Source organism: Christensenella sp. (assembly GCF_034927525.1).
GTDB lineage: Bacteria > Bacillota > Clostridia > Christensenellales > Christensenellaceae > Christensenella.
On the sequence record NZ_JAYFPU010000150.1, the window covers coordinates 1 to 11,372 of the forward strand.

Consider the following 11,372-nt stretch of genomic DNA (forward strand, 5'->3'; position numbering starts at 1 on the left):
CCCCCCACGGCGGAGGGTTGTTGACTTTGTGCAAACGAAGCGCAACAATAGGGATAGAACCACATTATCAATAACCACAGGAGGTTATCATGCAGCTTTCCAAGGAACAAAAATTAGCGATTTATGAGACGATGCTGCTCATAAGAGAATCTGAACTGAAGATGATGGAGCTTTACAAAAGAGGCGAGATCGAAGGGCATATGCTGCCCTGTCTGGGACAGGAGGCGATCCCGGCGACGCTGGCGCAGGTATATGACGACAAAGACTACCTGATCACAGGACACCGTGGCGGCGGACACTATTTTGCACGCGGCTGTGACTATAACGCGTTTTGGGGAGAGATGTTCGGACGTGTGACGGGCGCGACGCGCGGGCGTGGCGGCCAGATTCACCTGATGGATATCAGCAAAAAGGCATTGACGGGCAACGCCATTGTCGGTGCGCAATGGGGAATCGCGGCGGGCGCGGGCTTTGTAGCGAAGCGCGACGGCGCGGCGTGCGTATGCGTGGGCGGAGAAGGCTCCACCAACCGCGGCACATTCCATGAAAGTATGAACTTAGCGGCGGTACAGAACCTGCCGATCTTATATGTCATCGAATTCAACAACCGGCAGATGTGGAACGACTGTACACAGACGACGGCTGTCGACCGGCTTTCTAAGCGTGCGCTTGCCTATGATATGCAGGGCGCGACAGTGGACGGAAACGATCCGGACGCGATCTTTGAAAAGGCTTCCGAATTTATGGACGGCATCCGCGCGGGCGGCAGGCCGTGCCTACTTGAGTGCATCACGAACAAATGGACGGATAGCGTAAACAGCGCGCGCAATACGCCGGAGGCGATCGAGGGATTCAAGCAGCCTGACGTTGACGCGATCTACCGTTATGAAACAAAGCTCAAGGAGCAGGGCGTTTTGACGGACGGGCTTGACACACAGATCAAGGAACGCGTTCATCAGAAGGTGATGGACGGCGTTGAATTTGGCAGAAACAGTGAAAAACCTGAACCCACCGAAGGTATGGATCAGGTTTACAGCCAGCCGGTTGTGTGAGGGAGGGACAAACAATGAAAACAATGAGATTTATTGAAGCCCTGCGCGAAGGCATGGCAGAGGAAATGAGAAGAGACCCGGACGTGTTCCAGATCGGTGAATCGCTGGGACAGGAGCAGGGCGGGATGTTTAAGGTGACGGACGGGCTGGATAAAGAGTTCCCGGGACGTGTGATCGATTCGCCTATTTCTGAGGCGGCTCTCGGAGGCGTGGCGGTAGGCGCGGGAATGTTCGGTATGCGTCCGGTGGTGGAGATCATGTTTGGCTCGTTGATGCCGCTGCTGTTAGACGAGATACACAACCAGGCGGGGACGCTGCACTATGTGTCGGGCGGAAAGATCAACTGCTCTATGGTCGTGCGTACGTGCAACTGGATGCGTATCGTATCGGGGCCGCACCACTGCGGGAATTTTGACGCGATGTTCGTCAATTCGCCGGGCGTAAAGGTGGTCGTTCCGTCGACACCTTATGATGTGAAGGGCCTCATTAAGGCTGCGATCCGCGACAACGACCCTGTGGTCTTTATGGAATATTCGCCGCTTTACCAGGTAAAGGGCGAGGTGCCGGAGGAAGAATATGTGCTGCCCATCGGCAAGGCGGACGTAAAGCGCGAGGGTACGGATGTTTCCATCATCACCTATGGCGTGGGCGTGCACGATGCGCTTGCGGCGGCGGCGGATGCGGAAAAATCCGGCATCAGCGTGGAGGTCGTCGACCTGCGCACGATCCTTCCTTATGACAAGGAAGCGATCCGTAAATCGGTCGCCAAGACAGGACGCGCGATCGTCGCCTATGAAGGCTTTAAGACGGGCGGCGCAGGCGCTGAATTTGCGGCGTTTATTGCGGAGGAATGTATTGAGGATTTGTCGGCTCCCGTACTGCGCGTGGCATGTAAGGACGTTCCCAATCCCTCTAACTCGCGCCTGATCGAAAGCCTGAGCGTAGGCAAAAAGGACGTGCTGGACGCTGTTTTCAAAGTGATGGAATAAAGGAGATAGGGCATTGGCAGAATTTATCGTTTTATCTAAGATGACGCTGACCATGGAAGAAGGCACGGTCGCCAAGTGGATGGTGCGTGAAGGCGACACGGTGAAGCTTGACGACCCGCTCTGTTCGGTGGAAAACGAAAAAGAGACGGAGGATATGCTCTCTATCTATGATGGCGTGATACTCAAGCTGATCGCGGAGGAAGGCGAGCTTTACCCTGTTAACACACCGATCGCGGTGATCGGGCAGGCTGGGGAGGATTATTCCGGCCTGATGGCGCAGCTTGAGAACAAAGAAAAAGAAGAAGCGGCGGCAGCGGCGGTGGTGCGTCAGGTGGCTGTGCCTGTAAAAAATGTACAGGGCAAGATGATGCCCAAGATACGCAAGCTGATCGCGCAGAAGGGCATCGACGCGGACGAGCTTGCGCGTTTCTGCGGCGACCGCAAGATCACGGAAGATGAGATAGACGCGTTTGAGCAAAGCAAAAAAGGCGGCACGCAGGCAGCGGTCGAGATCGAGGCAAACGACCGTGTCGTCAAGGCTTCGGCAATGCGCAAAACGGTCGCTAAGAACATGGTGGAAAGCTGTGAGCATACGGCGCGCCTGACAAACTTTATGGAAGTCGACATGACGGCTGCGTTCGGCCTGATGAAAAAACTGAAGGGCGAAGGCAAGCGCGTCTCTGTGACGGCGTTCATCATCAAGGCGGCGGCGTATGCGTTAAAAGAGTATGAGATCGTGAACACATCGTATCTGGAAAGCAGTGCGGAGATCGTATACCGCTCTGACGTAAATATTTCGTGCGCGGTGGATTTGCCGGAGGGGCTTGCTGTTCCGGTGGTTATGCACGCAGACGACCGCGATGTGTTCGACATCACGGGTGAGATCGATACGTTTGCGCAAAAGGGCAAGGAAGGCAAGATCACCAACGAGGAAATGAAGAAAGGCACGTTTACCGTTTCCAACATCGGTATGCTCGACGTGCTGATCTTTACTCCTATCATCAATTATCCGCAGACGGCGATTTTGGGTGTGGGCGCAGTGCGTGTGCTGCCGCGGTATACGGACGAGGCGTGTACGGTGATCGAGCCGCGTAAGATCATGCAGATCGCCATCACATACGACCACAGGGTGATCGACGGCGCGCCGGCGGGACGATTTTTAAAAAGCGTACGGACGTTACTGGAAGCGCCGGAAAAGCTGGTGTGAGGATAGCGTATGCGTAAAAAGCTGAGGGATCTGCCCTTTGGGCTGTACGAGAAATCGGTGTGCACCACGTGGAGCTGGGAGGACAAGTTTGCGCTGGTGCGCGAAGCGGGGTACGATTATTTTGAGATCGCCATTGACGCGACACCACAAAAGCTTGACCGTCTGCAAAACAAAGAGGAGCAAATAAAAATCCGCCGGGCATCCGAGCAAAAGGATATGCCGCTTTATACCTTTGCTTTTACGGCAAACCGTTTTTACCCGCTCGGGAGCGAAGACGATGAGGTGCGCAGCGAGGGTGTGCGGCTGCTAAAGAGCGCGATGGATTTTGCGGCCTTTATCGGGGTGAGGGCGATCCAGTTTGCGAGCTATGACGAATACGAAAAGCCGCGCAACATGATGACCGAAGGATATTTTGTACAGTCTTTGGAGGAATGCGTGGAGCACGCGGCGCGCCGGGGCACGGTGCTGGCGCTTGAGACGATGGACAGTGAGTTTATGGATACCACGCAAAAAGCGATGCGCTATGTGCGTATGTTTGACACGTGCTATCTGGGGCTGGACGTAGACCCGGGAAACATCACCGCGATGGGCAACGACCCTACGCACGATATGGCGTGCGGCGCGCGGCACATTGCGGAGGTCGAATGGAAGGACGTGATGCCCGGGGACGTGCGCAATACGTTTTTCGGTGACGGGATCGTGGATTTTGACGCTTGCTTCAAGACGTTGCACGACATCGGATATCAGGGATTTATGGCGGCGGAGATGTGGGCAAACGACGATCCGTCTGCCCATCACAGGATATTTGAAGCGATCGCGTTTCTAAAGGACAAGATGAAAGAGTATTGATCAAATGGAATAAAAAACCGGCTTCCTGATTGATCAGGAGACCGGTTTTTGTTTTTCTTATTTGTCGTCGCTGAACAGCTTGTCGGTACGGCCTTCGTACGGCGCTTTGATGAGCAGCGGTTTTAGGTAAGCGGCGGTTTTTTCCACGCCGTCCATACGGCTCATCGTCACGTCTTCATGCTCGTAGCTCAGTACGCCCTGGTAGCCGACCATCGAAAGCTCGGTGATCACGTCCTTCCAGTGTGTCTGCCCCCAGCCCGGGATGCGGAACCTAAAGGAACGGTCAAGGCGCTTCATATCGCCCTGCATGAGCGCACCGCCAAGAGGCATGTTCTGCTTGACCATCTGTGCATCCTTGGCATGTACGTGATAGATACGATCGCCCAGACGGTCGATCATCAGCTCTACGCTCAGCCCGAGGTACATGACGTTTGCCGGGTCTAAGTTGTAGCCGAGCGCGGGATGGTAATCAACAAGCTCGAGCGCGCGTTCCGCAGTCAGTGTGTCGTACACGAAGCTGTTGGGGTGAATCTCGATCGCGAAGCGTACGCCGTACTCCTGAAATTTATCGAGGATGGGCGTGAAGCGGTCGGCGAACTGTTCTTCGTATTCTGCCCAGCCCTGTCCATAAGGGAAGAAGAAGAAGCGCCCCCAGTTTTCAACACCCGGATAGCCGACGACCGTCGTCGCTTCGAGCGCGTTTGCCGCCTGTGCAGTGCGGATCAGGCTTTCCGCACCATGCTTGATCTTTTCTTCCGCCGTTCCTTTGTAGATGAAGTCCGTATCCTTGCCCGTGGGGCCCATGATGAGGAAGGAGTCGGAATGGTTGCTGAGCGCGCAGATATCCATGCCATAGCCCGCGACCATCTTTTTGATCTGCTGGGCGGTATCGCCCTTCAATATATCTGCTGTTTCAAGCTGCCCGTTTCCCTCGTACGCGGGGATCTCAAGCGATTCGTAACCGTAAGGGGCGATCAGCTTAATGACATCTTCCAATGGTTTTTCTGTAAAATTTGCCGTAAAAAATCCGAGTTTCATGTGTGTTCCTCCTTATTTGCGTTTGTTTTTCTTACTGGATTTGACCATAGATATAACGATCCCGAAAACGATAATAATGGAAATGAGCAGTCCCGCACCCAGTGCGAACGCGCTCAAATTATAGATATCCGGATCGCTGTTGCCGAAGTTTGAGTAGCCGGCACTGATAATAACGCCTGCCATCACAATGCACACGGCAAGAAGTACGACTGCAAACGAGATGCGGTTGAACATGCGCTCGATATTTTGCTCCATGCGCTCCAGGTTGCGCACCTTGAGTTCGACTGCGTAATCGTTCTTCTGGAGTCTGCGCATGAACGTGATGAGCGAAGAAGGGATGCCTTTTAGTACATCCGTCCAATCGAGGGCGAAGGTACGCATTTCGTTTTTGAAATCGTCGGTTTTGATATAATCATATAAAATGCCTTTGACCGTTTTTTCGGCAATGGCAAGGATACTGACGTTGGGGTCTAATTGTTCTACCACGCCCTGTGCCGTCCCAAGGCATTTTGCGACAAGCGTGAACTCGCGCGGTATTTTCATTTGATAAGCGCCGGCGAGCTGAAAAACGCTTGTAAAGACGCTGGCGATGTTGACCTCCCCCAAGGGTACATACAAATATTCGTCTAAGAGGCTGTCGAGGGAACGGACAAACTCATCCATATTTACGTCCGCATCTTCCACATCCATATCTGTAATGCTTTGCGCGATCTTTAGCGTGTTGCGCGTGGCGATGCCGAGGACAAGGTCGTTAAGCTGCCTGCGGAAACGGTTGTTGACCGTTCCTACCATGCCAAGATCGATGAATTCGACGTATTTTTGGTCGACGATAAACACATTGCCCGGGTGGGGGTCTGCGTGAAACACGCCGTTTTCAAGGATTTGCTTGATCAGCGAATTGGTGAATTCGTATGCGATTTTTGAGGTGTCGACGCCTGCCGCGGAAAGGGCGGCCAGATTATTGATCTTGATGCCCTCCACAAAATCCATAGTCAATACCTTTTGCGTCGTATATACCCACTTGATTTTCGGTACGCGGATATTGGGCTGTGAGGCGACGCTCTCGCGGAAAAAATCTGTATTTTCGCCTTCCTTGGTGAAGTCGATCTCCTGCTGCATCACGCGCCGGAATTCTGCTACCATGCCTGTAAAATCGTACAGCTGACCGTATTTGGAATATTTATCCACCAGCTTGGCGAGTTTTTCCAGAATATCGAGGTCTGTTTCGATGCATTGCCGGATGTCCGGGCGCTGCACTTTGACCGCGACCTTGGGGCCGGAAAAGAGCCGCGCAGCGTATACTTGTGACATGGAAGCGGAGGCGACGGGCGTTGTATTGAACTCGGCGAACAAATTCTCGATCGTATCGCCAAGCTCTGTTTCGATCATTTGTTTTGCGTCCGCAAACGAAAAAGGCGCGACAGAATCCTGCAGCTTTTGCAGTTGCTTGGCCACGTTTTCGGTGACGATATCTGTGCGCGTGGAAAGAATCTGCCCCAGTTTTACAAACGTAGGGCCGAGCTCCTCGCACATTTTGCGCACGCGCTCGCCTACGGACGGCAGATTTTGCTTTTGTTCGCTTTCGAATATTTTCTGCGGATTTTTGCTGAGCGTCGATTTTACGAACAAAAATCCAAGCCCATTCCGGTTGAAAGCGGACAGGATCTCCCTGTAGCGCTTTAAATTAGTGGACGCGATGGCGCTTCCCTCCTCAAATCAAGGCTGTTTATTTGTCTTCTTTTTTAGCTGCGGCGATCTCTTCACGAATGATGGCGCGCAGGTCGTCTTTGGTGATGTGCTGATCAGCAGTAAGGCCGACATCGTGCAGCGTATCGTGTACTTCGCTGGTGATCATCTGCTTTAGCTCTTTTCTCTGCACTTCGCCTTTTTTGACGAGGTCGCTGGCAAAGCTCTGTGCGTCTTTCCTTTGCACTTCGCCTTTTTCCACCATTTTTTCTACCATTTCTTCGATCTTCTCACGGGAATATGCAAAAAGACCCATTCCAAAATTGATGCCGTCTTCGATAATGTTTGCCATAAAAATATCCTCCTTCATTGAAGCTTTAATCTTATTATAACGCATTCTAAAAATAAGTAAACCGGACAAACGTGAGAATAAGGGAATACTGTGCATGAAAACAGTTTATATTAGCTTATATTGCACAAAGCGAGTTGCTAAGAAATCAGGGACGGATTATAATAAAAATATCAAAAAAGACAGGGGAAACGGCTATGGTTGATTTGAGTGAACTGCGGGATAAAAAAGGTTTTATATGTGACATGGACGGCGTGATCTATCATGGGAACAGGCTTCTTGAAGGCGTTAAGGAGTTTGTGGAATGGCTGATCAGGGAGGATAAGCGGTTTTTGTTCCTGACCAACGCGAGCGAGCGGTCACCAAAGGAGCTCAAACAAAAGCTGGAGCGCATGGGGCTTGAGATCCCCGAGGAGAATTTTTATACGAGCGCGCTTGCAACGGCGAAATTCTTAAAAAAGCAAACGCAGAAAAACAGCGCCTATGTGATCGGCGAGGCGGGACTAACGAACGCGCTTTATGAAGCGGGCATTTCCATCAATGACGTAGACCCGGAATATGTGGTCGTGGGGGAAACGCGCAACTTATCTTATGACAGCTATGTGCGCGCGGTGCAGTTTGTGCTGGCGGGGGCAAAGCTTATCGGCACGAACCCCGACATCAATGCGCCGGGCGAAAACGGTATCATGCCTGCGTGTGGCGCGATGATCTCGCCCGTTGAGGTAGCGACAGGCAAAAAAGCCTACTTTGTGGGCAAGCCGAACCCGCTGATGATGCGCACAGGCCTCAAGATGCTTGGGCTGCATGCGCAGGACGCGGTGATGGTGGGGGACAGGATGGATACGGACATCGTTGCGGGCGTGGAATCCGGCATGGAGACGGTGCTTGTGTTATCTGGCGTGAGCACGGAAAAAACGCCCAATAATTTCCCATACCGGCCGGGGTACATCTTAAACGGGGTGGGCGATATCGCTCCGTAAGAGGTATGAGAAGAAACGATTGGGGACAATTTCTGATTGCGCTTGTGTGCGGGATCGTATGTGCGCTATGCTTTGATATTGCGTGGCTTGCGCCGTTTTTGTGGGTGCTTTTGGTTCCCTTTTTTGTTGTTCTATTCAGAGAAAAGAGAAAGAAGCGTGTGCTTGGCCTTGCGGCTGTATTCTGTGCCGCGCTTTTTTTATGTTATTACGCCGCCTTTTTTATGCTGGATATCGCCGGACGGACGGGAGATATGGCAGGAGCGTATTTGACGCTTGGGTGGCTGGGGGCTTCCGTCTTGCAGGGCGTGATCCTTACGGCTGTCATCTTTGCAGGGGTGGTCGTGCCTTGTCCGGCATTTTTGCGCGCGCCGCTGATGGGCATTCTTTGGGCGGGCGCGGAATGGCTGTTTGGCGCGGGCGTACTGGGACTGCCGTGTGTGCGGCTGGGCGTGACGCAATGGGCGTTTTTGCCCGTGGTGCAAGTTGCGCAGCTAGGCGGGATATTGCTGGTAAGCGCGCTGATGGTCACGGTGAACGTGTTATTGGCGCAGGGGATTTTGGCGCGCAGGGAAAACAAATTAAAAACGGGATGGTACTTTATTGCCGCGGTGGCGGTGTTTCTGGTCAATTTTGTATTTGGCATGGCGCGCATCGCTCAACCATTGCCGGTACCCGATGTGAGCGTGGCGGCGGTGCAGTACAACGTTTCCTTTGCACAGAACGGGGGACAGGGCCGCTTTGAAAAGGCGATCGGCATGGCGCATGAAGCGGCGGGCGAAAAGCCTGATATTATCCTGTTGCCGGAAAATTCCGTCTATGGATCGTTTATGGAGGAAGATGCGCTTAGGAAGGCGTGTGCGGACATCACGCGCGAGTCGGACGGATATTTGTTTTTGGGCGTATACGGTATACACGGCTATGAGCTGCGTAATTCTGTTTTTATGGTGACGCCGGAAGGCAATGTGCCGGACGTATACCACAAGCAGCGGATGGTGCCGTTTTTCGAGAACGGATATGAGCGGCCGTTTGACTTTGTTGTGGGCGAAAACCGCGGCGTGTTTGACACGGAGTACGGCCCGGTAGGAACGATGATCTGCTTTGAAAGCCTGTTTTCGGACGTTGCCGCAGATACGGTAGGGAAAGGCGCACAGCTGTTGTGCGTATTTACCAACGATTCGTGGTTTGTGGGGGACGCGCCGCTTGGGCGGCACTTTGCGCAGTCTGCCGTGCGCGCAGTGGAGACGGGGCGGTATGTCGTGCAGGCGGGCAACACGGGCGTAAGCGCGATCGTTACGCCGCAGGGCGCGGTGACGAAAAGACTTGCCTCAAATACAGATGGTATCATGTACGCAGACGTGTCCTTCGTTGAGGAGATAACGCCGTATGTGCGGGCGGGGGACTGGTGGATCGTTTTCGGCGGCGCGGTAGTTGCGATTTTGTGGTGGACGCAGCGCAAAAAGAGGATTTGAAAACAGGCGTATTTTAGCATATAATAGATGTACAGAAATGACGAAAGGAAAGACATGGAAGATTTTGTGATGCTGACCGCGAATGCGGGCGTGCTGATATCGTATCACGGTAAAAAAATATTGGTTGACGCGATGCACGACAGGTATACGACGCTTTTTTCAAGTGTGCCCGGCGATCTGCTGACAGATATTGCGGAAGGGAACGGCGAATTTAAAAAAATCGATCTGATGCTTTATACGCACGACCATCCAGATCATTACAGCGAGCGGTGGACGCGGCGTTTTCTGAAGAACCATCCGGATACGGAGTTTGTATCGCCCATTGCGGATTTTGCGGACAGGGAAAACGTACATGTGCTGGATGCGGAGGAGGAAACATTGCTTTTGTCCGGCGTGTTTTTGCACTGCTGCCGTCTGACGCATGACGGGCCGGAATATGCGGGCATACCTAATTATGGCTTTGTGCTGGAGATCGACGGATACCGGATCGCGGTGTTTGGAGACGCTTCGTTTGACAAGGCGGCGATCCGTAATATGCTGGGGGAAAAGCCGGTCGATCTGGCGCTGATGAATTTCCCGTATATTACGCTGCACCGTGGCAGGGAGATATTGACGGACGTGATCCGTCCAAAACGTATGATCGTTTTCCATTTGCCGTTTGAAGAAAAAGATAACAGTGATTTTATCCGTTCCACGAAGAATTCGCTGCGCAGAAACACGAGACTTGCGCATGCGGACATGCTCTTTGAGGAACGGCAGAAAATAGAAATTGATTAAAACAGGAAAAAAAGAGGTATCTATAGTATGATAGAATCCAGATGCGGAAGAATTTGTGCGGACTGCGGATATTTTGAGAAGTGCGGCGGCTGTGTGGGCAGGGATAAGCCTGTGTGGGCGGCGCGTTGCCCAATCAAAAGCTGCTGTGAGGAGAAAAAACTGCTGCATTGCGGGCAGTGTGAGGTTTTTCCGTGTCGCAAGCTTGTGAAGTTTGCAAAGGACAAGGATTACGGCGACGGCGGGCTGCGGCTTGACCAGTGCCGTGAATGGAAGGACACAAACGAGCAGGAAGAAGTGAAGGTTGTAAAAAATGAGGACGAAACTGAACGAAGTGATGCGTGACCGCCGTTCGATCCGCGTTTTGGAACGGCACGAAGGGATTACAAAGAAAAAGATAGAGGAAATGCTGCGGCTTGCGCTTTACGCGCCCAATGCGTTTAATATGCAAAGCTCGAGGATGGTCGTGCTGATGGGCTGTGAGCATGAAAAATTCTGGGACGAGACCAAGGAAATTTTACGCGGGGTAACGCCGGCATCTGCATTTGCGCGTACCGAGCACAAGATGGACGGGTTCCGTGGCGGGAATGGTACGATCCTTTTCTTTGAGGATACGCAGGTCGTTAAAAAGTATCAAAAGGATTTTCCGCTTTATGCGGACAAGTTCAGCCAGTTTTCGCAGCACAACAACGCGATCTTGCAATATGCGCTGTGGCTTGTTTTTGAGGAAGAGGGGATTGCCGCGTCTCTGCAGCATTATAATCCGCTGGTGGACGAGGTGGTATGTGAGGAATGGAACGTCCCCAAGACCTGGGAGCTTGTGGCGCAGATGCCGTTCGGCAAGGCAGCAGAGAGGCCGGAGATGCGGGAATTCAAGCCCTTTGAGGATATTGTGAAGATATACGAATAACAAAAAAACCTCGCGTTTGCGAGGTTTTTTCTTGCAGCGAATTCGCTGCGATCGTATAATTGCTTGTCT

At 52.6% G+C, this 11,372-nt stretch carries 12 protein-coding genes; 9 read left to right on the forward strand and 3 right to left on the reverse strand.

The annotated features are described in order from the left end of the window. Positions 1 to 89 precede the first annotated feature (89 nt). Genes VB081_RS06085 through VB081_RS06100 form a run of 4 tightly spaced genes read left to right on the forward strand, consistent with a single transcriptional unit; the run spans position 90 to position 4,097 of the window. Positions 90 to 1,052 carry a thiamine pyrophosphate-dependent dehydrogenase E1 component subunit alpha gene (locus VB081_RS06085; RefSeq protein WP_323399939.1) on the forward strand — a complete coding sequence of 321 codons (963 nt, stop codon included), beginning with the start codon at positions 90 to 92 and terminating at the stop codon, positions 1,050 to 1,052. A 14-nt stretch (positions 1,053 to 1,066) separates the two neighbouring features. Continuing rightward, a complete protein-coding gene (locus tag VB081_RS06090) occupies positions 1,067 to 2,041 on the forward strand; it encodes an alpha-ketoacid dehydrogenase subunit beta (RefSeq protein WP_323399940.1) in 975 nt (324 codons plus the stop codon). A 13-nt stretch (positions 2,042 to 2,054) separates the two neighbouring features. Then, entirely contained in the window at positions 2,055 to 3,248 is a 1,194-nt protein-coding gene (locus VB081_RS06095; RefSeq protein WP_323399941.1) for a dihydrolipoamide acetyltransferase family protein, read from the forward strand. 9 nt (positions 3,249 to 3,257) lie between these two features. Further along, a complete protein-coding gene (locus VB081_RS06100) occupies positions 3,258 to 4,097 on the forward strand; it encodes an L-ribulose-5-phosphate 3-epimerase (RefSeq protein ID WP_323399942.1) in 840 nt (279 codons plus the stop codon). A gap of 57 nt (positions 4,098 to 4,154) precedes the next feature. On the opposite strand, the gene VB081_RS06105 is transcribed toward VB081_RS06100, so the two are convergent. The 3 genes from VB081_RS06105 to VB081_RS06115 form a co-directional block, all read right to left on the reverse strand. Next, positions 4,155 to 5,135: a sugar phosphate isomerase/epimerase family protein gene (locus tag VB081_RS06105; RefSeq protein ID WP_323399943.1), complete on the reverse strand. Its 981-nt coding sequence runs from the start codon at positions 5,133 to 5,135 to the stop codon at positions 4,155 to 4,157. A 12-nt stretch (positions 5,136 to 5,147) separates the two neighbouring features. Continuing rightward, the gene (locus VB081_RS06110) at positions 5,148 to 6,764 is read right to left on the reverse strand and encodes an ABC1 kinase family protein (RefSeq protein ID WP_323399944.1); all 1,617 of its coding nucleotides are present in this window, start codon (positions 6,762 to 6,764) and stop codon (positions 5,148 to 5,150) included. A gap of 97 nt (positions 6,765 to 6,861) precedes the next feature. Continuing rightward, entirely contained in the window at positions 6,862 to 7,173 is a 312-nt protein-coding gene (locus tag VB081_RS06115; protein ID WP_323399945.1) for a phasin family protein, read from the reverse strand. 194 nt (positions 7,174 to 7,367) lie between these two features. On the opposite strand from VB081_RS06115, the gene VB081_RS06120 reads away from it, so the two are divergent. The 5 genes from VB081_RS06120 to VB081_RS06140 are packed head-to-tail and all read left to right on the forward strand — an operon-like array spanning position 7,368 to position 11,303. Then, positions 7,368 to 8,150: an HAD-IIA family hydrolase gene (locus VB081_RS06120; protein WP_323399946.1), complete on the forward strand. Its 783-nt coding sequence runs from the start codon at positions 7,368 to 7,370 to the stop codon at positions 8,148 to 8,150. Positions 8,151 to 8,155: 5 nt separating this feature from the next. Continuing rightward, positions 8,156 to 9,619 (forward strand): apolipoprotein N-acyltransferase, encoded by a 1,464-nt coding sequence (gene lnt / locus VB081_RS06125; RefSeq protein ID WP_323399947.1) that lies wholly within the window; start codon positions 8,156 to 8,158, stop codon positions 9,617 to 9,619. A 54-nt stretch (positions 9,620 to 9,673) separates the two neighbouring features. After that, positions 9,674 to 10,396: an MBL fold metallo-hydrolase gene (locus tag VB081_RS06130; protein WP_323399948.1), complete on the forward strand. Its 723-nt coding sequence runs from the start codon at positions 9,674 to 9,676 to the stop codon at positions 10,394 to 10,396. 27 nt (positions 10,397 to 10,423) lie between these two features. Further along, positions 10,424 to 10,738 (forward strand): DUF3795 domain-containing protein, encoded by a 315-nt coding sequence (locus VB081_RS06135; protein WP_323399949.1) that lies wholly within the window; start codon positions 10,424 to 10,426, stop codon positions 10,736 to 10,738. Further along, positions 10,707 to 11,303 (forward strand): nitroreductase family protein, encoded by a 597-nt coding sequence (locus VB081_RS06140; protein ID WP_323399950.1) that lies wholly within the window; start codon positions 10,707 to 10,709, stop codon positions 11,301 to 11,303. Before VB081_RS06135 ends, VB081_RS06140 begins: the two co-directional genes overlap by 32 nt. Positions 11,304 to 11,372 lie beyond the last annotated feature (69 nt).